The organism is Rhizobium sp. NLR8a, assembly GCF_019685235.1.
Taxonomy (GTDB): domain Bacteria; phylum Pseudomonadota; class Alphaproteobacteria; order Rhizobiales; family Rhizobiaceae; genus Rhizobium.
The window spans coordinates 44,837-68,859 of the sequence record NZ_JABDWI010000018.1 but is presented as its reverse complement, the minus strand read 5'-3'; the positions used below and the strand labels follow the sequence as shown (position 1 = coordinate 68,859).

24 protein-coding genes are annotated in these 24,023 nt (G+C 62.0%); 15 read left to right on the top strand and 9 right to left on the bottom strand.

Translation table 11 applies throughout. From position 1 onward, the window contains the following. Positions 1 to 79: 79 nt before the first annotated feature. Positions 80 to 697 (bottom strand): MOSC domain-containing protein, encoded by a 618-nt coding sequence (locus tag HJC04_RS28805; protein WP_221147664.1) that lies wholly within the window; start codon positions 695 to 697, stop codon positions 80 to 82. 57 nt (positions 698 to 754) lie between these two features. Here HJC04_RS28805 and recR point away from each other — a divergent pair, with 57 nt between their 5' ends. Together recR and HJC04_RS28795 are read left to right on the top strand one after the other, a co-directional pair. Further along, positions 755 to 1,360, top strand: a complete 606-nt coding sequence (gene recR, locus HJC04_RS28800) for a recombination mediator RecR (RefSeq protein WP_210629650.1) — start codon at positions 755 to 757, stop codon at positions 1,358 to 1,360. Between the two features lie 11 nt (positions 1,361 to 1,371). Beyond that, on the top strand, positions 1,372 to 2,610 hold the full coding sequence (locus HJC04_RS28795) for a lytic transglycosylase domain-containing protein (RefSeq protein ID WP_221147663.1): 1,239 nt from the start codon (positions 1,372 to 1,374) through the stop codon (positions 2,608 to 2,610). A 6-nt stretch (positions 2,611 to 2,616) separates the two neighbouring features. Here the strand turns inward: HJC04_RS28795 and HJC04_RS28790 are convergent, their stop codons facing one another. Together HJC04_RS28790 and HJC04_RS28785 are read right to left on the bottom strand one after the other, a co-directional pair. Beyond that, complete coding sequence (locus HJC04_RS28790; RefSeq protein WP_221147662.1) at positions 2,617 to 3,072, bottom strand: GNAT family N-acetyltransferase; 456 nt, start codon at positions 3,070 to 3,072, stop codon at positions 2,617 to 2,619. 8 nt (positions 3,073 to 3,080) lie between these two features. After that, positions 3,081 to 4,712, bottom strand: coding sequence for an MFS transporter (locus HJC04_RS28785; RefSeq protein WP_221147661.1), 1,632 nt, complete (start codon positions 4,710 to 4,712; stop codon positions 3,081 to 3,083). Positions 4,713 to 4,956: 244 nt separating this feature from the next. Here HJC04_RS28785 and rimP point away from each other — a divergent pair, with 244 nt between their 5' ends. From rimP to HJC04_RS28735, 10 genes are all read left to right on the top strand, one after another. Then, entirely contained in the window at positions 4,957 to 5,562 is a 606-nt protein-coding gene (gene rimP / locus HJC04_RS28780; protein WP_088396888.1) for a ribosome maturation factor RimP, read from the top strand. A 59-nt stretch (positions 5,563 to 5,621) separates the two neighbouring features. After that, positions 5,622 to 7,223 (top strand): transcription termination factor NusA, encoded by a 1,602-nt coding sequence (gene nusA / locus HJC04_RS28775; protein WP_064693309.1) that lies wholly within the window; start codon positions 5,622 to 5,624, stop codon positions 7,221 to 7,223. Further along, positions 7,220 to 7,912, top strand: coding sequence for an RNA-binding protein (locus HJC04_RS28770; RefSeq protein ID WP_210629655.1), 693 nt, complete (start codon positions 7,220 to 7,222; stop codon positions 7,910 to 7,912). Before nusA ends, HJC04_RS28770 begins: the two co-directional genes overlap by 4 nt. Before the next feature lie 102 nt (positions 7,913 to 8,014). Next, entirely contained in the window at positions 8,015 to 10,768 is a 2,754-nt protein-coding gene (infB, locus tag HJC04_RS28765; RefSeq protein WP_210629656.1) for a translation initiation factor IF-2, read from the top strand. A 150-nt stretch (positions 10,769 to 10,918) separates the two neighbouring features. Further along, positions 10,919 to 11,323 (top strand): 30S ribosome-binding factor RbfA, encoded by a 405-nt coding sequence (rbfA, locus tag HJC04_RS28760; RefSeq protein ID WP_009993666.1) that lies wholly within the window; start codon positions 10,919 to 10,921, stop codon positions 11,321 to 11,323. A 12-nt stretch (positions 11,324 to 11,335) separates the two neighbouring features. After that, complete coding sequence (gene truB / locus HJC04_RS28755; protein WP_221147660.1) at positions 11,336 to 12,268, top strand: tRNA pseudouridine(55) synthase TruB; 933 nt, start codon at positions 11,336 to 11,338, stop codon at positions 12,266 to 12,268. Positions 12,269 to 12,347: 79 nt separating this feature from the next. Continuing rightward, on the top strand, positions 12,348 to 13,196 hold the full coding sequence (locus HJC04_RS28750) for an alpha/beta fold hydrolase (RefSeq protein WP_221147659.1): 849 nt from the start codon (positions 12,348 to 12,350) through the stop codon (positions 13,194 to 13,196). Between the two features lie 151 nt (positions 13,197 to 13,347). Beyond that, complete coding sequence (gene rpsO, locus HJC04_RS28745) at positions 13,348 to 13,617, top strand: 30S ribosomal protein S15 (RefSeq protein ID WP_009997779.1); 270 nt, start codon at positions 13,348 to 13,350, stop codon at positions 13,615 to 13,617. A 350-nt stretch (positions 13,618 to 13,967) separates the two neighbouring features. Next, positions 13,968 to 16,106, top strand: a complete 2,139-nt coding sequence (pnp, locus tag HJC04_RS28740; RefSeq protein WP_011423507.1) for a polyribonucleotide nucleotidyltransferase — start codon at positions 13,968 to 13,970, stop codon at positions 16,104 to 16,106. A gap of 80 nt (positions 16,107 to 16,186) precedes the next feature. Continuing rightward, the gene (locus tag HJC04_RS28735; RefSeq protein WP_221147658.1) at positions 16,187 to 17,203 is read left to right on the top strand and encodes a class I SAM-dependent methyltransferase; all 1,017 of its coding nucleotides are present in this window, start codon (positions 16,187 to 16,189) and stop codon (positions 17,201 to 17,203) included. Between the two features lie 93 nt (positions 17,204 to 17,296). Here the strand turns inward: HJC04_RS28735 and fabI are convergent, their stop codons facing one another. The 3 genes from fabI to fabA are packed head-to-tail and all read right to left on the bottom strand — an operon-like array spanning position 17,297 to position 19,901. Continuing rightward, positions 17,297 to 18,103: an enoyl-ACP reductase FabI gene (gene fabI / locus HJC04_RS28730; protein WP_210629660.1), complete on the bottom strand. Its 807-nt coding sequence runs from the start codon at positions 18,101 to 18,103 to the stop codon at positions 17,297 to 17,299. A 4-nt stretch (positions 18,104 to 18,107) separates the two neighbouring features. Further along, a complete protein-coding gene (fabB, locus tag HJC04_RS28725) occupies positions 18,108 to 19,340 on the bottom strand; it encodes a beta-ketoacyl-ACP synthase I (RefSeq protein WP_221147657.1) in 1,233 nt (410 codons plus the stop codon). 45 nt (positions 19,341 to 19,385) lie between these two features. After that, positions 19,386 to 19,901: a 3-hydroxyacyl-[acyl-carrier-protein] dehydratase FabA gene (gene fabA, locus HJC04_RS28720; protein WP_020920068.1), complete on the bottom strand. Its 516-nt coding sequence runs from the start codon at positions 19,899 to 19,901 to the stop codon at positions 19,386 to 19,388. A 301-nt stretch (positions 19,902 to 20,202) separates the two neighbouring features. Here fabA and irrA point away from each other — a divergent pair, with 301 nt between their 5' ends. Then, on the top strand, positions 20,203 to 20,622 hold the full coding sequence (gene irrA, locus HJC04_RS28715; RefSeq protein WP_210629662.1) for an iron response transcriptional regulator IrrA: 420 nt from the start codon (positions 20,203 to 20,205) through the stop codon (positions 20,620 to 20,622). Positions 20,623 to 20,637: 15 nt separating this feature from the next. On the opposite strand, the gene HJC04_RS28710 is transcribed toward irrA, so the two are convergent. Next, positions 20,638 to 21,273 carry a trimeric intracellular cation channel family protein gene (locus HJC04_RS28710; RefSeq protein ID WP_210629663.1) on the bottom strand — a complete coding sequence of 212 codons (636 nt, stop codon included), beginning with the start codon at positions 21,271 to 21,273 and terminating at the stop codon, positions 20,638 to 20,640. 177 nt (positions 21,274 to 21,450) lie between these two features. On the opposite strand from HJC04_RS28710, the gene HJC04_RS28705 reads away from it, so the two are divergent. Continuing rightward, a complete protein-coding gene (locus HJC04_RS28705) occupies positions 21,451 to 21,924 on the top strand; it encodes a hypothetical protein (protein ID WP_210629664.1) in 474 nt (157 codons plus the stop codon). A gap of 2 nt (positions 21,925 to 21,926) precedes the next feature. Here HJC04_RS28705 and HJC04_RS28700 read toward each other — a convergent pair whose 3' ends face one another. Then, entirely contained in the window at positions 21,927 to 22,715 is a 789-nt protein-coding gene (locus HJC04_RS28700) for a YdcF family protein (protein ID WP_210629665.1), read from the bottom strand. A gap of 74 nt (positions 22,716 to 22,789) precedes the next feature. Beyond that, the gene (locus HJC04_RS28695; RefSeq protein ID WP_210629666.1) at positions 22,790 to 23,506 is read right to left on the bottom strand and encodes a YoaK family protein; all 717 of its coding nucleotides are present in this window, start codon (positions 23,504 to 23,506) and stop codon (positions 22,790 to 22,792) included. A 228-nt stretch (positions 23,507 to 23,734) separates the two neighbouring features. Here HJC04_RS28695 and HJC04_RS28690 point away from each other — a divergent pair, with 228 nt between their 5' ends. Further along, positions 23,735 to 23,971, top strand: coding sequence for a DUF2798 domain-containing protein (locus tag HJC04_RS28690; protein WP_221147656.1), 237 nt, complete (start codon positions 23,735 to 23,737; stop codon positions 23,969 to 23,971). Positions 23,972 to 24,023 lie beyond the last annotated feature (52 nt).

Here is a 24,023-nt window from a genome sequence, read left to right as displayed (position 1 = left end):
GGCAATTGGTCTTCATATTGACTGTGGTTCCATTAGCCGATGCGGCTATCGAGCCGGCGATGCCTACAGAACGCCGCTCTTAACGCTGTGCTTCCAGCATCGCCCGCAGCTTGCAGTGAATGGGGGCGGCGAGATATCGCGACCGGTCCGCCTCCGAAAGCTGCCGGCCGAATGTTCTCATCAGCTCCGGCATCGTCACCTTATTGCCTGAAAAGGGCTGATGCTCGACCGCCGTTCCGACCTCGGCCACACCGGGCCTGATGACACGAGAGTAAATGCCGGGACGGGCGGCATCGGTGTAGCGTTTGACGAATTTCGGATCGTGCATCCTGGCGGCGAAGGTGGCGCAGGGAATGCGGCATGCGGTGACTTCGAGGATGAGATCGCCTGATACGAACCGGTCGCCGACGGCAACGTCGCGATTGTCGAGACCGGAGATGACCATGTTTTCGCCGAAGGTGCCGGGCTCGTAAGACCGGCCTAACTCCTCGCTCCACCAGTCGAGCGTCAGCGATCCCTCGATATAAACCGCCTGATCGACACCGCCATGGTGTTTGCGGTTGCAGATGGCATCGCCGACCACCCCCTCGGCGTCGATCATCACCGCGCCGTTGACGGGCCGTTTGAAGATACCGGTCTTGTAGCTCTTGCCGGCCAGCCTCTCCGGATTGCCGATACAAAGCGCCAGAATTTTCATGGGGCAGCCGATCCTTCCGCGATTCCGTTTTCGTTCCATATCAGTTAAGAACAGCGCATGGCAAAACGAGTCACCGGCCCCGAAATCGAAAAACTCATCCAGCTTCTGGCGAAGGTGCCGGGCCTCGGGCCGCGCTCGGCCCGCCGGGCGGCGCTGCATCTGATCAAGAAGAAGGACCAGTTGCTCGGGCCGCTGTCGAACGCGATGGGCGAAGCCTATAACAGGGTGAAGATCTGCTCGCGCTGTGGCAACGTCGATACGGTCGACCCCTGCACCGTCTGCACCGATACACAGCGCGATCAATCCGTCATCATCGTCGTCGAAGACGTATCCGATCTGTGGGCGCTGGAGCGGGCGGGGGCGATGAACGCCGCCTATCACGTGCTCGGCGGCACGCTGTCGCCGCTCGACGGGATCGGGCCCGACGACCTCAACATTCGCGGGCTGGTCGCCCGGATCGGCGAAGGCGGCATTCGCGAACTGATCATCGCCGTCAACGCCACCGTCGAGGGGCAAACGACGGCGCATTACATCACCGACCAGTTGCAGGGACTCGAGGTGAAGATCACGCGGCTGGCGCATGGCGTGCCGGTTGGCGGCGAGCTCGACTATCTCGATGAGGGCACGCTGGCGGCGGCGCTGCGGGCGCGGACGGTGATGTGAGGGGTTTGTCTATGCTTCGAATATTCGCGCTCGCCGTAACAGCCGCGCTTCTCCCCCTCCCTTCCCACGCGGCCCCTTCCAAAGCCGATGTCGAGGCGCAGTTCGAAAACTGGGTGCAGAAGGACCTCTGGCCGGAAGCAAAGACAGGCGGCATTTCCGAGAAGACCTTCCAGGCCGCCTTCTCCGGCGTCACGCTGAACTGGAACCTGCCCGATCTCGCCCCGCCCGGCTTCCCGTCGCCGAAGGAGCAGAAGCAGACGCAGGCCGAATTTTCCTCGCCCGGTCCCTATTTCAACGAGGACCGGCTGAAGAGACTTGCCGTAACGGGACGCGGCTTTGCCGCGCAATATGGCTCGACGCTGAAGCGGATCGAGAAGACCTATGGCGTGCCGGGCTCGATCGTGCTTGCCATCTGGGGCCGGGAGACGGGCTTCGGGGCCGCGAAGATCCCGAATTCGGCGATCGAGGTACTGGCGACCAAGGCCTTCATGTCGTCGCGCAAGGAGATGTTCCGTACCGAGCTGCTGGCGGCACTGCACATTCTCGACGGCGGCGACGTCACACCCGTCGATTTCAAGAGCTCATGGGCCGGCGCGCTCGGCCAGCCGCAATTCATGCCGACGAGTTATCTGAAATATGCGGTGGATTTCGACGGCGACGGCCACCGCAACATCTGGACCTCGGTGCCGGATACGCTCGCCTCGATCGCCAACTATCTGGTCAAGAAGGGCTGGCAGCGCGATCGTGACTGGGGCTTCGAGGTATCGATACCCGAAGCGGTCTCCTGCGCGCAGGAGGGGCCTGATCTCGCAAAGCCGCTTTCGCACTGGGCCTCGCTCGGCATTGAGCGCATCTCCGGCAAGGCCTTTCCCTCAGGTGAGATGAAGGCTCAAGGGATGATGCTGGTGCCGGCCGGCCGCGACGGTCCGGAATTCATCGTCACGCCGAATTTCTACATCATCAAGGAGTATAACAATTCCGACCTCTACGCGCTCTATATCGGCAATCTCGCCGACCGGATCGCCTCGAACGGCGGCACCTTCGAGGGCGAATGGGGCGATGTCGGCAAGATGCTGCGTTCGGATGTCGCCGCCATGCAGAAGGCGCTGGAGCGCCAGGGTTATGACGTCGGCGGTTCCGACGGATTGCCGGGCTACAAGACGCGGCGCTCGATCGGCCATTGGCAGGAGAAGAACGGCATGAAGCCGACATGTTTTCCCGAAGCCAGCATGAAGGGCAAGCTGAAGTAGCCGGCTTCACAGGCTGCGCTTCATGCCCATATGGCTGGCGACGAAGCCGAGCTTCTCGTAGAAGCGGATCGAGTCTTTCCGCGTTTTGTCCGATGTCAGCTGCACGAGGCCGCAGCCGCGCTCGACGCATTGGGCGACCGCCCATTCGATGAACTGCGCGCCGAGACCCGAACCGCGAAGCTCTCTTGCGACACGGACGCTTTCGATCTGACCGCGCCACATGCCGGTCCGGGAGAGGCCGGGAAGAAAGCTCAGCTGCAGGCAACCGACGACCTGGTCGGAGGCGTCGGTTGCGACAGCCAGCAGCTGGTTGGCATCCGCCTCGATCGCCGCGAAAGCCGAGAGATAACGCGCGTCAACGGGATCGGAGACAATTTCTCTGGCGGCGCCGAGATCGTCATCGGCGAGAAGCCGGACGATGGCGGCGAGATCGGATCGGTGGGCAAGCCTGAAACTGTGCATGGCTGGTCTCAATGATGCAGATCGATCGGCGCCTTGTGGAAGACATCGTCGTCTGGCGGGATGGCCTGGCGCTCGATCATGCGGTGGACATGGGGCGGGCCTTCGCCGCGGTGAAGCGCGCGCAGCCGGTCGATGTTTTCGGCGTCGGCCTGCGTGCGCCGCTGGTTGTGTCTTATATATTCGACCCAGGTCGGCGTATGGTAGGTCTCGGTCCACAGCCCGGGATTTTCGAGATCGCGCATCAGCGCCCAGTTGCGCGCGCCGTCCCGGATGCGGATGCGGCGGCGCTCGCCCATCAGCGCCATGAATTCCGCCAGGTCGTCGTCGGCGATCTGGTAGTCGACCTGAATGACGATCGGGCCGCTGCGCGGGGTGATGTCGAGGCTCAAGGCCGGCGCAGTGAAGCGGTTTAAGGGATCGAGATTGAGCGAGGCGAAGGCCGGCATGGAAAAGCGCAGGCCGATCGCAATGCCGAGCAGCATGACAACGGATGACATCAGCAGCGCATCGGCGACCCCATAGCGATCGGCGGCGACACCCCAGAGCCAGCTGCCGCCGGCGATGCCGCCGAAGGTGACGGTCTGGTAGAGCGACAGCGCGCGGCCGACCACCCAGCGCGGCGTCGACAGCTGCACGATGGTGTTGAAGAGCGACAACGCCGAGACCCAGCAGGCGCCGGAGACGAGCAAGCCGGCGGAGGTCAGCACGGCGCTCGGACTGTAGGCGGCGATGACGGCACTCAGCGCGAAACCGGCAAAGGTCAGGCGGATGATCGTCTCGCTGGACAGCGCCTGGCGAATTCTCGCACTCAGCACCGCACCACCGATCGCACCGATGCCGAAGGCGCCGAGCATGAAGCCATAGGTCAGCGGACCGCCGGCAACGAGATCGAGGGCGACGACCGGCAGCAGCGCCAGGATCGAGCTCGCGCCGATGCCGAAAACCAGCCCTCGCACGAGGACCTTTTCAAGATTGGGCGACATCGAGACATAACGCAGGCCGGCGAAGATGGCGCTGCCGAGCGCTTCGCGCGGCAGGGTGGAGACGGGCGTGCTCGGGCGCCAGCGCAGCAGGGCGTAGATCAGGGCGAGGTAACTTGCGGTGTTAACCGCAAAGGCCGCGGCGGCACCCGCTGCCGCCACAATGACGCCGCCGATCGCCGGGCCGACGCTGCGGGTGATGTTGAAGCCCATGCTGTTCAGCGTGACGGCGCCGGGCAGATCGGCGCGCGGCACCATATCGCCGACGGAGGCCTGCCAGGAGGGGTTGTTGAGCGCCGTGCCGCAGCCGATCAGGAAGGTGAAGAAGAGCAGCAGCCAGGGCGTGACCCAACCAAGAAGGGCCGACGCCGTCAGCAACGCCGAAACCGTCAGCATCATGCACTGCGCCGTCAGCATAACCCGGCGGCGATCAAAATTATCGGCCAACGCCCCCGATATCAGTGAAAACAGCATGATCGGCAGCGCTGTCGAGGTCTGCACCAGCGCGACCATGTCCTCCGAGGCGGTAATCGTCGTCATCATCCAGGCGGCACCCACCGCCTGGATCAGGCCGCCGAAATTCGAGGAAAGGCTGGCGAACCAGATGGTGCGGTAGGTATCGTGCCGCAAGGGCGCCAGTGTCGACGATGTATAGCCCACGATGTCTCCCGCTTTTGTTATTGTGTGCCAACGGCAATATATGCGGAAGACGATCGCTGGCCATAGGTCCGTTCTCCTCGCCCGGCATGAATTGGCGGAATCGCTCTCAGACCTTGCAATTTCGGAAAAACCCGACTATATGGCTCTCAAATTCTTGATCGCTTGATGAAGAGTGGGCCGCAAGGACCCGCTCTTTTTTATTAGCTCGATCGCCTGAACAGCTTGAAATTGCGAGGAGCGCCGCTTGTCGGACATGACAAACGCAGACAACGAACTTGAGCCGCGGCTGATTACCGAAACCGGGCTCGACCAGCGTCTTGCCGATATCATCGAACCGGTTCTCGTCGGCATGGGCTTCCGGCTGATCCGCGTGCGCATGCTGAACCAGAACGGCGCCACGATGCAGGTGATGGCCGAGCGCAATGACGGCACGATGACGGTTCAGGACTGCGAAGAAGTCTCGATGGCGATTTCTCCCGTCCTCGATGTGGAAGATCCGATCGATAAAGAGTATCATCTCGAGGTGTCTTCGCCCGGCATCGACCGTCCGATGGTGCGGAAATCCGATTTCGTCCGCTGGCAGGGCCACCTTGTAAAGTGCGAAACGTCGATCATGATCGGCAACCGCAAACGCTTCCGCGGCAAGATCGTCGAAGCAGACGCCGATGGATTCACGCTCGAGCGTGACCAGGTCGCCTATGGGGAAGAGCAGAAGGTCGTCATTCCCTTCACGGCGCTTAGCGATGCGAAGCTCATTCTGACCGACGATCTGATCCGCGATGCGTTGCGCGCCGACAAGCTGGCGAAAGCGCAGGCCGCGAACCAGAACGAAGCAGACGACCAGGAATAACCGATCAACAGACCGCTACAGGGACGGGAACCCTGGAGTAAAGACGGAGAAACAAGACAATGGCAGTCAGTGCGAACCGGCTCGAACTTCTGCAGATCGCAGATGCAGTGGCGCGCGAAAAAGTCATCGACCGGGAGATCGTGCTTGCCGCAATGGCCGATGCCATCCAAAAGGCGGCGCGCTCCCGTTACGGCACCGAATCCAACATCCGGGCCGACATCAATCCGAAGACCGGTGAAATCCGTCTGCAGCGTCTGCTCGAAGTGGTCGACAAGGCCGAGGATTATTCGACGCAGATCCCGCTAGAGCTTGCCCGCGACCGCAATCCGGACGCAGCCCTTGGCGATTTCATCGCCGATCCGCTGCCGCCGATGGATTTCGGCCGCATCGCCGCACAGTCCGCCAAGCAGGTGATCGTGCAGAAGGTGCGTGAAGCCGAGCGCGACCGCCAGTTCGACGAATTCAAGGATCGCGTCGGCGAAATCGTCAACGGCACCGTCAAGCGCGTCGAATACGGCAACGTCATCGTCGATCTCGGCCGTGGTGAAGGCATCATCCGCCGCGACGAAATGATCCCGCGCGAGAACGTGCGCTATGGCGATCGCGTCCGTGCATACGTATATGATGTCCGTCGGGAGCAGCGCGGTCCGCAGATTTTCCTGTCGCGCACACATCCGCAGTTCATGGTGAAGCTCTTCACCATGGAAGTGCCTGAGATCTACGACGGCATCATCCAGGTGAAGTCGGTCGCCCGCGATCCGGGTTCGCGCGCCAAGATCGCGGTGATCTCGAACGACAGCTCGATCGATCCGGTCGGCGCCTGCGTCGGTATGCGCGGCTCGCGCGTCCAGGCCGTCGTCGGCGAACTCCAGGGTGAGAAGATCGACATCATCCCCTGGAGCCAGGACCCGGCGACCTTCGTCGTCAACGCCCTGCAGCCGGCGGAAGTGGCCAAGGTCGTTCTCGACGAGGACGCCGAGCGCATCGAAGTCGTCGTTCCCGACGAGCAGCTGTCGCTTGCGATCGGCCGCCGCGGCCAGAACGTCCGCCTCGCTTCGCAGCTGACCGGCTGGGATATCGATATCATGACGGAGGCCGAGGAATCGGAACGCCGTCAGAAGGAATTCAACGAGCGCACCAACCTGTTCATGGATTCGCTCGACGTCGACGAGATGGTCGGCCAGGTTCTGGCGTCGGAAGGCTTTGCCGCCGTCGAAGAACTTGCCTATGTCGATCTCGACGAAATCTCCTCGATCGACGGTTTCGACGAAGAGACGGCGCAGGAAATCCAGCAGCGCGCCCGCGAATTCCTCGAGCGTCTCGAAGCCGAGATGGACGAGAAGCGCAAGGCGCTCGGCGTTGAGGACGAGCTGCGCCAGATCGACGGCATGACCGCCCAGATGATGGTGGCGCTCGGCGAGGACGGCATCAAGACGATCGAGGACTTTGCCGGTTGTGCGGCCGATGACCTCGTCGGCTGGACGGAACGCAAGAACGGCGAAACGAAAAAATTCGAAGGACTGTTCTCGAAGTTCGACGTCTCGCGTGTCGAGGCCGAGCAGATGATCGTGCAGGCCCGCCTCGCGGCCGGCTGGATCACCGAAGAGGACCTGGCGAAGGGGACCGAGGAAGAGGTCACCGAAGCCGAACAGGAAGCATGATGACCGCGCATGAGCCGAACGTTCTTCCTGAGGACGACGATCTTGCAGGGTATGACGTGAACGGACGCATGTGCATCGTGACGCGCGAAAGCGGATCGCCGGAAGAGCTGATCCGCTTCGTCGCGGCTCCCGACGGAACCGTCGTCGCCGACCTGAAGCGCGAGCTTCCGGGGCGCGGCTGCTGGGTGAAGGCCGACCGGTCGCTGGTCGACAGGGCGGTGGCGAAAAAGCTGTTCGCCCGGGCGCTGAAAACGGAAGTGAAGGCAGCAGACGATCTCGGCGCGAGCGTCGACCGGCTGCTGGCGGCGCAAGTGATGCAGATGATGAACATGGCGCGCAAGGCCGGCCAGTTCGTCAGCGGCGCCTCGAAAGTGGATGCCGCAGTCAGAAGTGGAGCAGCCCTTGCGGTGTTTCACGCCACTGACGCAGCGGATGATGGAGTGCGAAAAATCGACCAGGCCCGCAAGGCCTGGCACCTCGGAATGGAGACCGAGGAGGAGATACCTTCCTACCGTTTCTTTTCGGAGAGCGAAATGGAAGGCCTGATGGGCCAGAATGCTTTTATCCATGCCGCAGTGCTTGCAGGGCAGGCGGGTGAGGGTGTAGTGAAGCGCGCAAAGATGCTCGAACAGTACCGTATTGGCGGTCAGTCCCGGGCAGCGGGCGGCGCTGGCCGGCAACAACAATGAGGCGGTCACCGGCATCGGCCGGTCTCATTCTCATTGATCGACAGTATTTGAACGACAGGGTCTGATCTAGTCATCGCTCCCTGTCCGAAGGAACGGGAACGAATGACCGATAGTAACGACGACAAGACACTCAGCGTAACGGGCAAGAAGACGCTCACCCTGAAACCATCGGGGATGAGCCAGGGCACCGTTCGCCAGGATATGGGTCGGGGTCGCACCAAGGCGGTCGTGGTCGAGACCCGCAAGCGGCGCCCGATGCGCCCGGAAGACGAAAAGCCGATCACGCCTGCAGCCCCCGCAGCTCCGGTTCGCGCAGCCGAACCGGCGCCGGCACCTGCTCAGGCGCGTCCGCAGCAGTCGACGCCGGCACCGCGGATTCATCAGCCCGGCGGCAGCCAAGCCAACCAGCGTCCGCAGCAGTCCTATCAGCAGCCGCGTCCGAACGATCGCCCGCGCCCTGTCGTGCTGAACCATCTGTCGCCTGAGGAAATGGATGCGCGCCGCCGTGCGCTCGCCGAATCTCAGGCGCGTGACGCCCAGGATGCGATCCGCCGCGCCGAGGAAGAAAAGCGCCGCGCCGCCGAAGAGGCTGTCCGCAAGGCAGCTGAAGCGGAGGAAGCCGCACGCAGAGCCGTCGAAGAGGCAGCCCTGCAGGCCGAAGCGGCCGCCGCTGCCGCCGCCGAACCGGTAGCCGCTGCTGCAGCGCCGGCTCCCGCTACGGCCGAGGCTCGCCCGAACACGACCCCGCGCCCGGCAGCACCCGCGCCGGCAGCACGCCGGCCCGATGCCGACGGAGCAGCCGCTCGCCCGGCGCCCGGCGCGCCAGCTGGCGTGCGCGGCCGTCGCAATGACGGCGACGATGACGACCGTGGCGCTTCGCGCAGCGGTCCGGCGCGCGGCCGCGTCGTTCGCCCCGAACCTGCAAAACCGGTGACGACCCGTCCGAAAACGGATGAGGAGCGCCGTCGCGGCAAGCTGACGATCACCACCGCCGACGTCGACGGTGAGGACGCCGGCCGCAGCCGTTCGCTTTCGGCGATGCGCCGCCGGCAGGAGAAGTTCCGCCGCAGCCAGATGCAGGAGACTCGCGAGAAGATTTCCCGCGAAGTCGTCCTGCCGGAGACCATCACCATTCAGGAACTGTCGCAGCGCATGTCCGAACGCGCCGTCGACGTCATCAAGTACCTGATGAAGGAAGGCCAGATGATGAAGCCGGGCGACGTCATCGACGCCGACCTTGCCGAACTCATCGCCGGCGAATTCGGCCATACCGTCAAGCGTGTCTCTGAATCCGACGTCGAACTCGGCATCTTTGACATCGCCGATGTCGAAGGCGACCGCGTTTCGCGTCCGCCCGTCGTCACCATCATGGGCCACGTCGACCACGGCAAGACCTCGCTGCTCGACGCCATCCGCCATGCCAACGTGGTTGCCGGCGAAGCCGGCGGCATCACGCAGCACATCGGCGCCTATCAGGTGGAACAGAACGGCCAGAAGATCACCTTCATCGACACCCCCGGCCACGCCGCCTTCACGGCGATGCGTGCCCGCGGCGCGCAGGCGACCGACATCGCGATCCTGGTCGTGGCAGCCGACGACAGCGTCATGCCGCAGACGATCGAATCGATCAATCACGCCAAGGCGGCCGGTGTTCCGATCATCGTGGCGATCAACAAGATCGACAAGCACGAAGCCGATCCGCAGAAGGTGCGCAACCAGCTTCTGCAGCACGAAGTCTTCGTGGAATCGATGGGCGGTGAAACGCTTGACGTCGAAGTGTCGGCCAAGACAGGCAAGAACCTCGACAAGCTGCTCGAAGCCGTTCTGCTGCAGGCGGAAATCCTTGACCTCAAGGCCAATCCGAACCGCACCGCGGAAGGTACCGTCATCGAAGCTCAGCTCGACCGCGGCCGCGGCTCGGTTGCCACGGTTCTCGTTCAGAACGGTACGCTGAAGCCGGGCCAGATCATCGTCGCAGGCGATGTCTGGGGCCGTGTGCGCGCGCTCGTCAACGACAAGGGCGAGCATATGAAGGAAGCACCGCCGGCGATGCCCGTCGAAGTGCTTGGCCTTTCCGGCACGCCGCAGGCGGGTGACAAGTTCGCCGTCGTCGAGAGCGAAAGCCGCGCCCGCGAAATCTCGGAATACCGTCAGCGTCTTGCCCGCGACAAGGCGGCTGCCCGCCAGTCGGGACAGCGCGGTTCGCTGGAACAGATGATGACGCAGATGCAGAGCACCGGCATCAAGGAGTTCCCGCTCGTCATCAAGGGCGACGTGCAGGGTTCGATCGAAGCGATTGCCGGCGCGCTGGAAAAGCTCGGCACCGACGAGGTCCGTGCCCGCATCGTCCATTCGGGCGCAGGCGGCATCACCGAGTCGGATATTTCGCTCGCCGAAGCCTCGAACGCGGCCATCATCGGCTTCAACGTTCGCGCCAATGCGCAGGCACGCCAGTTCGCCGAGCGCCAGGGCATCGAGATCCGCTACTACAACATCATCTACGACCTCGTGGATGACGTGAAGGCAGCGATGTCGGGCCTCCTGTCTCCGGAACGGCGCGAGACCTTTATCGGCAATGCCGAAATCCTGGAGGTGTTCAACATCACCAAGGTCGGCAAGGTGGCCGGTTGCCGCGTTGTCGAAGGCAAGGTCGAGCGCGGGGCGGGTGTGCGCCTCATCCGCAACGACGTCGTCGTTCACGAAGGCAAGCTCAAGACCCTCAAGCGCTTCAAGGACGAAGTCTCCGAAGTGCCGATGGGCCAGGAGTGCGGCATGGCCTTCGAAAACTACGAAGACATGCGCGTCGGCGACGTCATCGAGTGCTTCCGCGTCGAACATATCACACGCACGCTCTGATCCTCGGCGTTACAGCAGCTTGACAAAAGCCATCCGCTCTTCGGCGGGTGGCTTTTCTATCTGCCGGCTTGACCTTTTCGGCCAAAAGAGTCATGGACGCTCTCCTTTGACGGGTTCGATTCCCAGCCGCATCGGCAAACAGAGATAACAATGACCAGACCAACATCCTCCGCGCCTTCGCAGCGCATGCTGCGCGTTGGCGAACAAGTCCGCGCCGCGATCACCCAGGTGCTGCAGCGCGGTGAAGTGCGTGACGACATCATCGAGGCGACCGTGATTTCGATCTCCGAAGTTCGCATGTCGCCCGATCTCAAGATCGCCACGGCTTATGTGACGCCGCTCGGCGTTTCCGACCACAGCATCGTCATCGAGGCGTTGAACCGCCATGCGAAGTTCATCCGCGGTCGGCTCGGGCCCCAGCTTCGGCAGATGAAATACATGCCGGAGGTGCGCTTCCGCGACGACACCAGCTTCGACAATTACAAGAAGATCGACGAGCTGCTGCGTTCGCCCGAGGTGAGCCGAGATCTCGATGGCGACAACGACGAACAGTAACAGAAGAGACTGATGTCCAAACCACGCAAACCCAAGGGCCGACCGATTTCCGGCTGGCTGATTCTCGACAAGCCGGTGGATTTCGGCTCGACGGAAGCCGTTTCCAAGATCAAGTGGCTCTATAAGGCGCAGAAGGCCGGCCATGCCGGCACGCTCGATCCGCTGGCCTCCGGCATGCTGCCGATCGCGCTCGGCGATGCAACCAAGACCGTTCCCTATGTGATGGACGGCCGGAAGATCTATGAATTCACGGTGAGCTGGGGCGAGGAGCGCGCCACCGACGATCTCGAAGGCGAGGTCACTGAGAGTTCGAACAAGCGGCCGAGCGAACAGCAGATTCGCGATATCCTGCCCAAATATATCGGCACCATCAGCCAGGTGCCGCCGCAGTTTTCCGCCATCAAGATAGCGGGAGAACGCGCCTACGACCTGGCGCGCGACGGCGAAGCCGTCGAGATCCCCTCGCGGGAAGTGGAAATCTTCCGGCTGACCCTGCTTGCCTGCCCGGACGCCAATACCGCGCATTTCGAAGTGGAATGCGGCAAGGGCACCTATGTCAGGGCGCTTGCCCGCGATTTTGGCCGCGAACTCGGCTGCTACGGACATATATCAGGGCTGCGGCGCACTTTTGTCGCGCCCTTTTCGGAAGAGGTCATGGTTCCGCTCGCAAACCTCGTGGCGCTGGAATCGATCGAGGATATGGATGAGCGGCTCGCCGCCCTCGATGCGCTGCTGATCGACACCTGCGAAGCATTGTCGGCCCTGCCCCATCTCGTCATCAACGACGACCAGGCGCACCGGCTGAAGATGGGTAATCCGATCCTGGTGCGCGGCCGCGATGCGCCGATTGCCGAAAGCGAAGCCTATGCGACGGCACGCGGCAGGCTGATCGCGATCGGCGAAATCGGCCAGGGCGAGTTTCGACCGAAGCGGGTTTTCGCCTGAATCCGTACCACTGACGATTGTCAGGCGGTAGCGATACGATATCCTTGCCCTTGGGCCATGGTGGCTCGAGGGGAAAACCATGCGTAGAATCGCGAAAGTACTGACGTTCTTTTCGTTGTTCCTGATCGTTGCCGGCGCCCAAGCCACCGAACGATGGGCCGAGCTTCCCGCCTTTCCTTCAATGCCCACGCCGAAGACGAGCGGCATGGCTGATGTGAACGACATCAAGATGTATTACGCCGAATATGGTGAAGGCGATCCGATCCTCTTCATCCATGGCGGTCTTGGAAATGCCGACGTCTGGGGTCATCAGGTGGCGGAGTTTGCTCGGGATCATCTGGTCATCGTCGCCGACAGCCGCGGTCACGGCCGGTCGACACGTAGCCGGCAGGCTTTCGGCTACGATCTGATGACCTCGGACTACGTTGCCCTTCTCGACTATCTGAAGATCGACAAGGTGACGCTCGTGGGATGGTCGGACGGCGGCATCATCGGCATCGACATGGCGATGAACCATCCGGAAAAGCTGACCCGCGTTATCGCTCAGGCGGCCAACGTCACGACGGACGGCGTTAAGGGCGACGTTTTGGAGAACAAGACCTTCAGCCACTATATCGAGGTTGCCGGTGACCAGTACAGAAAGCTTTCGCCGACGCCGACCGAATACGAGGCCTTCGTCACCCAGATCTCTCAGATGTGGGCGACGCAGCCGAACTGGACGGCGGCGGACCTTGGAAAGATCACCGTACCCGTCACGCTTGCGATCGGCGATCACGATGAAGCCGTCAAGCTCGACCATACGGAGATGATGGCAAAGGAGATCCCGGGCGCAAAACTTGTCATCCTCAAGGATGCCAGCCATTTCGCCATGCTGCAGGATCCCGGCGGTTATGATGCGATGATCCGGGACGCCATGGCCGGCCGTTGAAAGCGGCTGCGGGAGCCCCCTCTTTCCATCGCTGCATATTTGGTTTATAGGCAGCGCCAGCGTCAGGTCCGCCTGCTCGCATTCACGGCCAAAGCTGGACGACATCCCGGCTTTTGGCGACGTCTTCTCCTCTCATAGAAAGGAACGTCCGATGTCGATCACTGCTGAGCGCAAGGCTGCGCTGATCAAGGAATACGCAACCGCCGAAGGCGATACCGGTTCTCCGGAAGTCCAGGTCGCGATCCTGACCGAGCGCATCAACAACCTGACCGAACACTTCAAAGACCACAAGAAGGATAACCATTCCCGCCGTGGCCTGCTGACGATGGTTTCGAGCCGCCGCTCGCTTCTTGATTATCTCAAGAAGAAGGATGAAGGCCGCTATTCCAAGCTGATCAACAGCCTGGGTATCCGCCGCTAAAATTATCCGGCGGGCGCTTTTAAGCGTCCGCCGGATCTGTTTCGGGACGACGCTCCCGATGAAATGTTCCGCCCGCGCCCTATCTCATGCGGTGGAACGACCGGCAGACCCGGATGGGCCGGTTCTGCCAAACCAACCGCTGACCTGTCATGGGGCAGGATTGCCGGATGCTTTCGGCCAAAGCTCTCCAAGGCTTTGGCCCAAGTTTCTCAGGAACTCTCACGTTCGAGAAACTGCCGATGAAAAGCCTCCCGTTGTCTTGCCCGTGATACGTCACATTGATTGCGGTCGACTGTGCGCTGCGCCCTGAAATCGGCGATGGCGCGTGCTCCCGCATTGAAGGACAAGATATGTTTGATACACACACAGTGGAAATCGAGTGGGCCGGCCGCCCGCTGAAGCTCGAAACCGGCAAGATCGCCCGTCAGGCCGACGGTGCGGTTCTCGCCACTTACGGCGAGACCGTCGTTCTTGCCACCGTCGTCTCTGCCAAGGCGCCGAAGCCCGGGCAGGACTTCTTTCCGCTCACCGTCAACTACCAGGAAAAGACCTATGCAGCCGGCAAGATCCCCGGCGGCTATTTCAAGCGTGAAGGCCGTCCGAGCGAAAACGAGACTCTCGTTTCCCGCCTGATCGACCGCCCGATCCGCCCGCTCTTCCCGGAAGGCTACAAGAACGACACCCAGGTCGTCGTCACCGTCGTCCAGCACGACCTTGAAAACAATCCTGACATCCTGTCCATGATCGCCTCTTCGGCGGCGCTGACGCTTTCCGGCGTTCCCTTCATGGGCCCGGTCGGCGGCGCGCGCGTCGGCTACATCAACGGCGAATATGTTCTCAACCCGCATCTCGACGAGATGGATGAGTCGAGCCTCGACCTCGTCGTCGCCGGCACCTACGACGCCGTGCTGATGGTCGAGTCCGAAGCCAAGGAACTGCCCGAAGACGTCATGCTCGGCGCCGTCATGTTCGGCCACAAAGGCTTCCAGCCGGTTCTCGACGCGATCATCAAGCTCGCCGAAGTCGCCGCCAAGGAGCCGCGCGACTTCCAACCGGAAGACTATTCCGAGCTCGAAGGCGAGATGCTGAAGCATTTCGAAGCAGAACTGCGCGAAGCTTACAAGATCACCCAGAAGGCTGACCGCTACGCCGCCGTCGACGCCGTCAAGGCAAAGGTCAAGGCGCATTTCCTCCCCGAGGAAGGCGAAGCCAAGTATACGGCCGAAGAAGTCGGCGCGATCTTCAAGCACCTGCAGGCCAAGATCGTCCGTTGGAACATCCTCGACACCAAGAGCCGCATCGACGGCCGCGACCTTGAAACCGTTCGTCCGATCGTTTCGGAAGTCGGCCTTCTGCCGCGCACGCATGGCTCGGCGCTCTTCACGCGCGGCGAAACGCAGGCGATCGTGGTTGCCACGCTCGGCACTGGAGAAGACGAGCAGTATGTCGACAGCCTGACCGGCATGTACAAGGAGCGCTTCCTGCTCCATTACAACTTCCCTCCCTTCTCGGTTGGTGAGACCGGCCGCATGGGGTCCCCGGGTCGCCGCGAGATCGGCCACGGCAAGCTCGCATGGCGTGCGATCCGTCCGATGCTGCCGTCGGCGGAGCAGTTCCCCTACACGCTGCGCGTCGTTTCCGAGATCACCGAATCCAACGGCTCGTCCTCGATGGCAACCGTCTGCGGCACGTCGCTGGCGTTGATGGATGCCGGTGTCCCGCTGGCGAAGCCGGTTGCTGGTATCGCCATGGGCCTGATCCTGGAAGGCGATCGCTTCGCCGTCCTCTCCGATATCCTCGGTGATGAAGATCATCTCGGCGACATGGACTTCAAGGTTGCCGGTACGGCCGATGGCATCACTTCGCTGCAGATGGACATCAAGATCGCCGGTATCACCGAGGAGATCATGAAGGTCGCTCTCGGCCAGGCCAAGGGCGGTCGCGCCCATATCCTCGGCGAAATGGCCAAGGCCATCACCGAAAGCCGCGGCCAGCTCGGCGAATTCGCTCCGCGCATCGAAGTGATGAACATCCCGGTCGACAAGATCCGCGAAGTCATCGGCTCCGGCGGCAAGGTCATCCGCGAAATCGTCGAAAAGACCGGCGCGAAGATCAACATCGAGGACGACGGCACCGTCAAGATCGCCTCCTCTTCCGGCAAGGAAATCGAAGCGGCGCGCAAGTGGATCCACTCGATCGTCGCCGAGCCTGAAATCGGCCAGATCTATGAGGGCACTGTCGTCAAGACCGCCGACTTCGGCGCCTTCGTCAACTTCTTCGGCGCCCGCGACGGCCTCGTTCATATTTCGCAGCTCGCTTCCGAGCGCGTCGCCAAGACGACTGACGTCGTCAAGGAAGGCGACAAGGTCTGGGTCAAGCTGCTCGGCTTCGACGAACGCGGCAAGGTTCGTCTGTCGATGAAGGTTGTCGACCAGGCCACCGGCCAGGAGATCCCGAACGAGAAGAAGAAGGAAGAAGCGGCCGAATAAGCCGCCTCCGCCAGCTTTAGAGCTTTTCCGGGCGCGGGGATCTTCCGCGCCCCTTTTCTATTCTAAATGAGACGAGACCGATGAGCCGCGAAACGTTGAAGACCCTATTCCATCCGTTTGCCAGCGGTACAATCCAGCCGCCCGGCGAAGGCGAGCGTGTGCTCTTTCTCGGCGCCGAAGCAGGCTTTGCGCTGCCGGAAGGTTTTGCCGCCTCGCTCAGCGCCATCCAGGGCTTCCGGCCGCTCTACCGCCAGCTGCTGGCGCAGCGGATCGAAGCCACACCTGAGATCGACGGCGAGGACTATGACGCAGCACTCGTGCTCTGCACCAAGCACAAAGGCGAGAACGAGGCCAACCTCGCCGCCGCGATCGCCCGCACGCGGGCCGGCGGGCTGATCGTCGTCGCCGGCGCCAAGGAAGACGGCGTCCAGCCGCTGCGCAAGCGGATGGAAGGTTTCGGCCTCGCCATCGACCACATGCCGAAATATCACGGCGTCGCCTTCTGGTTCGGACGGCCGGCCGAGGCCGGCGGCATCATCTCCAAACTGGCAAAGGCGCCGGTGCGCGTCGATAATCGCTTCCATGCGACAGCCGGCATGTTCTCGCATGATCGGATCGATGCCGGATCGGAACTGCTCGCCTCGCGCCTGCCGCAGGATTTTACCGGCGACGTCGCAGATTTCGGCGCCGGATGGGGCTATCTCTCGGTCGAGATGGCACAGAGATCGCGCGGGCTGGCCCGCCTTGACCTCTATGAGGCCAATCACGCGGCCCTGGAGGCCGCGCGGGGTAACCTGGCGGAGAACTGCCCGAACGCGCCAGCGCGCTTCTTCTGGCACGATCTGGCGGGCGAGCCGGTCAAGGACAAATACGACCTCGTCATCATGAACCCGCCCTTCCACGAGGGCCATGCCGCCGAGCCATCGCTCGGCCAGGCGATGATCAAGACAGCCGCCTCCGCCGTTCGCGGCGGCGGCAGGCTGATGCTGGTCGCCAATCGCGGCCTGCCTTATGAGCCTGTTCTGGCAGCGAACTTCAGGGAAAGCGGCGAAACCTGCCGCAATGCCCGCTTCAAGGTTCTGTGGGCGAAGAAATAAGGCTCAGGCCGCTTCGACCCCGAGTTCTTACCCGCAAAACAAAAGGCCGTGCGCAGAGGATGCGCACGGCCTTTGAATTTCAATCAGCGGCGTTTATTCGACGTCGGCGTTGCGCAGGGTCTCCAGCGTTGGCATCGAGGTGATGTTGAAGCCGGCATCGACGAAGTGGATTTCGCCGGTGACGCCGGCGGAGAGGTCGGAGAGCAGGTAGAGCGCCGAGCTGCCGACCTGATCGATGGTCACGGTCTTGCGCAGCGGCGCATTACGCTGGTTCCAGGAGAGGATCGCGCGCGCGTCCGAAATTCCGGCGCCGGCCAGCGTGCGGATCGGGCCGGCGGAAATGCCGTTGACGCGGATGCCGCGCGGGCCGTAATCGGCAGCGAGATAACGCACCGAAGCCTCGAGCGCCGCCTTGGCGACACCCATGACATTGTAATTCGGAATGACGCGCGTCGAGCCGTTATAGGTCAGTGTCAGCATCGCGCCACTGCCTTCCATCAGCGGAGCGCAGCGCTTGGCGATCTCGGTGAAGGAGAAGCAGGAGATGACCATGGTGCGGCTGAAATTCTCCCGCGTCGTATCGGCGTAGAGGCCCTTCAGCTCGTTCTTGTCCGAGAAGCCGATGGCATGGACGATAAAATCGAGCTTGCCCCAGCGCTCGCCGAGCGCGTCGACCACGGCATCGACGGAAGTGATGTCCTCGACGTCGCAAGGCAGCACGAAATCCGAGCCGACTTCGGCGGCCAGCGGCCGGACGCGCTTGCCGAGCGCATCGCCCTGATAGGTGAAGGCGAGGTCCGCCCCCTGTGCGGCGAGCGCTTTTGAAATCCCCCAGGCAATCGAATGGTTGTTTGCGACGCCCATGATGAGGCCGCGCTTACCCTGCATGATTCCAGTCATGTTGTTATCCGTTATAGCGCTGGAAGACGAGCGTGGCGTTCGTCCCGCCAAAGCCGAAGGAATTGGAGAGAGCGATATCGATCTTCGCATTGTCGATTCGCTTGCGCACAATCGGCACACCTTCGAATTCGGGATCGAGCTCGGCGATATGGGCGCTTTCGCCGATGAAACCTTGCTGCATCATCAGCAGGGAATAGATCGATTCCTGCACGCCGGCCGCACCGAGCGAATGGCCCGTCAGCGACTTGGTCGATTGGATATGCGGGATCTTGGTGCCGAACACCTCGCGGATGGCGCCGATTTCCTTGCTGTCGCCGACCGGCGTCGATGTGCCGTGGGTGTTGATATAGTCGACATCGCCTTTGACGGTGGAAAGCGCCTGGCGCATGCAGCGGACAGCGCCCTCGCCCGAGGGAGCGACCATGTCGTAACCATCAGAGGTGGCGCCGTAGCCGACGATTTCGGCGTAGATTTTGGCGCCGCGGGCCTTGGCGTGCTCCAGCTCCTCCAGCACCAGCACGCCGGCGCCGCCGGCGATGACGAAACCGTCGCGGTTGACGTCATAGGCGCGCGAGGCAGTATCGGGCGTGTCGTTATATTTGGAGGACATGGCCCCCATCGCGTCGAAGAGGTTGGACATCGTCCAGTCGAGATCTTCGTGGCCGCCGGCAAACATCATGTCCTGCTTGCCCCACTGGATCATTTCAGTGGCATTGCCGATGCAATGCGCCGAGGTCGAGCAGGCCGACGAGATCGAATAGTTGACGCCGTGGATCTTGAACCAGGTGGCGAGTGTGGCCGATGCGGTTGACGACATCGCCTTCGGCACGGCGAAGGGGCCGATGCGCTTCGGGCTGTGGTTCTTTACGGTGATCTCGGCCGCCTCGATGAGTGTGCGGGTGGACGGGCCACCGGATCCCATGATGATGCCGACGCGCTCGTTCTGTGCGTAGTCCGTCTCTTCCAGACCGGAATCGGCGATCGCCTGCTTCATGGCGACATGGTTCCAGGCGCCGCCCTGCGACAGGAAGCGCATGGCGCGGCGATCGACCAGTTCGCCAAGTTCCGCCTGGCCGAGCTTGGGGCTGCCCCAGACCTGGCACTTGAAGCCGTGTTCGGCGAAATCGTTGGAAAAGGAGATACCCGACTTTGCCTGGCGCAAGGATTCGGTGACTTCGGCCGCATCGCTTCCGATCGAGGAAACGATACCCAGACCCGTGACAACTACCCGTCTCATCTGATCAAACCTTTGTTGTTTTCGTCAGCCGCTCGAAATGCGGTTTCAGGCGGTCTTGTCTTTCGATAGACCGACGCGAAGGTCGGACGCCTGGTATATGGTCTCGCCATCCGCCTTCAGCCAGCCATCGGCCGTGCCGAGCACGAGGCGACCGCGCATGACGCGCTTGAAGTCGATGCCGTATTCGATCAGCTTCGTATGCGGCCGGACCATGCCCTTGAATTTCACTTCGCCGGTTGAAAGCGCCATGCCGCGACCTTCCTCGCCAAGCCAGCCCAGGAAGAAACCGGTCAGCTGCCACATGCCGTCGAGGCCGAGGCAGCCAGGCATGATCGGATTGCCTTCGAAATGGCAGGGAAAATACCAGTCGTCGGGGCGTACATCGTATTCGGCCCTGAGATAGCCCTTGTCGAAGGCGCCGCCCGTTTCGGAAATGTCCGTGATGCGGTGAACCATCAGCATGGGCGGCAGCGGCAGCTGCGCATTACCGGGTCCGAACAGCTCGCCATGGGCGCAAGCGATGAGTTCTTCATACGAGAAGCTGGACTGTCTGGTGGTCATAAAATTTCTTTTTCCCCCCGCGTGAAGCCGATGGATGTGAACGTGTAGTCCAAGTTCTTCAGAAAATGAAGCACAAGCAAGGCAGCTTCATTCATCGGTTTGGACCAGGCTTACGCCATTATTTGGTGGTCGCATACAGGAAGGCCAGAGCTGCGACCAGACCTATTTGCATCAAAAGCCCGTTTTTGCCGCGTTTGTCAGGCTCTTGTCCCCACTGAACTATTGAAAGGCTCCGATGCAAAAGTTATACCGCTTGAAGAAACATGATTGCTTTATGCAGGAATAATCGGAGTTGGTGTTGATGACGGGTGCACTCCCGATCGCAATAGAGGTAAGGCTGCGCCGCGCGGGCCTTCGCCCCACACGCCAGCGCGTCGCGCTCGGCGACCTCCTGTTTGCCAAGGGCGACCGGCATTTGACCGTCGAGGAACTGCATGAGGAGGCGGTTGCCGCCGGGGTGCCGGTTTCGCTGGCGACCGTCTATAACACGCTGCACCAGTTCACCGAAGCCGGTCTCATCCGCGTTCTCGCCGTCGAGAGCGCCAAGACCTATTTCGACACCAATGTTTCCGACCACCACCATTTCTTCATCGAAGGCCATAACGAGGTGCTCGACATTCCCGTCAGCAACCTGACGATCGGCAATCTGCCGGAGCCGCCCGAAGGTTTGGAGATCGCTCATGTCGACGTGGTGATCCGCCTGCGAGCCAAGCAAGGCTGACGGCGACCAAAAGGCTCACATCACATCGTCGGGATGCCGCCCGGGCTTGTGTTTGTAGATCGGGAAGGTCCAGCCGAACCAAAGGGCGCCGCCGCGAACGGCAAAGGCCGCCACAACGCCGCAGCCGGAGGCGAGATAGAGCGGCATTCCCAACGCATTGGCGAGCGTGAACACGCCGGCCCCGACCAGCGCCGCCGTCACATAGATTTCCGGCCGCAACAGCACCGAAGGCTCGTTTGCCATCAGATCGCGCAGGATGCCGCCGAAGGTCGCCGTCAGTGTGCCGGTGACGATCGCGATGGTCGGCGAGCCGGTAGCGGCAAGTCCCTTGGCGGCACCCAGAACGCAATAGGCGGCAAGGCCGATCGCATCCAGCCAGATCAGCAGGCGATAGCGCGATTCCAGCAGATGGGCGGTGAAGAAGACAATCACGCCCATGATGCAGCAGACGAGGATATAGGCAGGGTTCAGCACCCAGAAGACCGGTACACGGCCGAGCACGATGTCGCGCACGGTGCCGCCGCCGGTTCCCGTGACCATGGCAAAAAACAGAAAGCCGATCAGATCGAGCTGCTTGCGCGAGGCGGCGAGCGCGCCTGTCGCGGCAAACAGCGCAATGCCGGCATAATCGAGATAGACGAGCAAGGACATGCGGACCCCGGAGCCGGCGAACAGTTTCCGGAAAGAACCATGGCGGCAAGGGCGGCGCAAGGCGGCGCGGCGATAAAGCATCAGTCTTTATTCGATGTATGTCGTATCCCGAAACCGCTGCATGGTTTTAGGCGACATGCCTTGGCTTCAGAGCCTTTGTCCAAAAGAGGAAAGCCCGTGAAAACGCTGGTGCTCGCCGTTCTCAATATTGTCCTGCTGCTCGCCATGCCGGTAGCCGCGCTTGCCCAGCAATCGCTGATCTCCGACCCCGAAATCTACGAGAAGAAGCATTTCCAGGAACAGTGCAAAGCGGCCGAATTCGCCGACGGCTTCATCACCCGGCAGGACATCAACAATGACGGGCTGATCGACGCCGTGGTCAATGAGGGCGAGCTCACCTGCGACGGGCAGAAGGGGCCGCAATGCAACGACGACGGCTGCACCTATAATTTCTATCTGCAGGTCGCCGAAGGCGGTTATTTCATGATCGCGACGGCACAGATCTACGGCTACGACTTCGTCCAGCGCTTCGGCAACATGGTGCTGGCGATGAAGATGCATCCGCGTTTCTGCGACCGCACCGAAGGCGATCCCTGCATCGTGACCGCGCGTGTGCGCGGCACGAAATTCGTCACCATCTCGAAGAAATAAGCTTAGCGCGGATAAAGCTCCGACGTCCGGCCGGCGAGATAGTAGCCGACCAGGCCGTACCATTCGCGGACCGCAGTCGCCATATTCTGGGCGTTGAGGTTCGGCTGAGTGAAATCCAGGTTCAGCCGAACCTGCCCGTCGGTGCGATAGTCGGTCGGCCAGGGCACGATGTCGATGCCGAGCTTACGGAAGATGCCGACGGAACGCGGCATATGGAAGCCCGAGGTGATCAGCAGGCACTGGGAAAGGCCGTGGCCCGCGAGGACTTCTTTTGTATTGACGGCGTTTTCGAAGGTGGTGCGCGATTGCCGCTCCTCGATCAGGCGATCCTTGCTGACGCCGAAGAGCGGGAAGAAGCGCTCGGATGCCGCCGCATCGCCTTCGTAAATGCCCGAGAGTGAGCCGTCGCCGCCCGAGATCAGAATGCGCGACTGCGGAAACTTCTGCGCGAGCCGCAGCGCTTCGATGAAGCGGTCGGCGGCAGGATTGAATTCAATGCCGTGGCGCGCCGTATTCACCTCGTTTTCGAAGGCGCCGCCGAGCACGATCATGCATTGCAGGCTGTCGGGATCGGCGGCAGGTTTGGCGAAGCGCTGCTCGAGCCCCTGCATCAGAAGGTTGCCGGCCGTGGTGTAGAGCGTGATGAAGAGGATGAGGGCTGAAGCCATCGCGCCGAGGACGCTTGAGCTGTGCCAGCGCAGAAGTCCGGCGGCAAAGGCGAAGAAGACGAGAAGGAATGCCAGCGACAGCGGCTGGGCAAAAATCCAGACAAGCTTGGAAATGACGAACAAGACCTACTCCTTGAGGATGGGCGCGCGTCCTTCCTATCCGATTCGGCGGTAACAGGAATGCGAGGGTCCTATCGCTAGCGCAGGGCGCCCGTGTGATGCGGCGCGAGCTTCTGGTTGAAGCGCCGCTGAAGCGGCCGGGGAATGAACATGGCGACAAGCGCCAGCGCCATGGCAAAGATGGAGACCAGCCACAAGGCATGGGCGCCGGTCAACCGGGTCAGGACGGCACCGGCGATCGCGCCGAGCATCATGCCGCCCCAGGGGACGAGCTGGATCGTCCATTCGACACGGCGATCGCCGATAATCCAGCGGCCGATGCCGCGGCCGAAACGCGACAGTGCGCCTGTGACATAAGTCAGGCCGATCGGCAGGCCTTCGATATGTTCGACGGCGGCGTTCACCATGCCCATGGAACAAACGATCATGTAGAACCGCACCAACATCAGGCTCTCAGCCGTCGTCATCGAAGCAAGCGCCAGAACGGCCCCGACGCAGCCGAGAACGACGAAGATGCGCCGCTCGGAGACATGGGCGATGACGATACCGGTCGCATTGCCGAGCACGAAAACGAGAATGGCGGAGATCAGCACCGCCGCATGATAAAGATTGCCCTGGCCCAGCGCGAGTGCGGCCCGCGTCGTATTCCCCGTCATGAAGGAGACGAAATCGCCGGTCAGCAGCAGCCCGGTCGCATCGGTCATGCCGGCCAGAAATGAAATCGAACCGACGAGGGCGAGCCCGGTCAGGGTTCGTCGTGTACGAATGATACGGCGGCGTCTTGCTCTGGTCATTGGGGATCCTGAAGGCGAATCACTGAGATTCCTGCAGCAAGGATAAATCCTGTTCGTTGAGGAATTGGCAAAGAGGATTTGGCCGGGGCCACGCTTGCGCGAAAAGATTCTTTCGATCATAAAACGGCGTCGCTTCAGACCGAAGCTCCGTAAGCGTTTACGTCAATCAACGCGCAACCGCCGATCGGCGCTGCGCGATTGTTCGATCGGCATCTTACGGAGATCAAAATGCCCAAAGGCAAACTCCCCAAGCGCTACAATGCGATCGTCATGCCGCTCATCCTCTCGCTGCTAATGACATCAGTCGTCTCCGCAATCAGCATCGTCAGAGCGCAAGGCCTGACCGCAGTTGCACTTGCCATGTGGCCATCCGCTTGGGTCCTCTCCTGGGCCATCGCCTTTCCGGTGCTGTTATTGGTGCTGCCGGTGGTGAAACGGGTGACGGCAGCGATCGTGGAGATGTGAGGCGGAAGGCGCCGGCAGGCTGTGGGAACGGTCTGCCGGGGGTGGCGTGAGC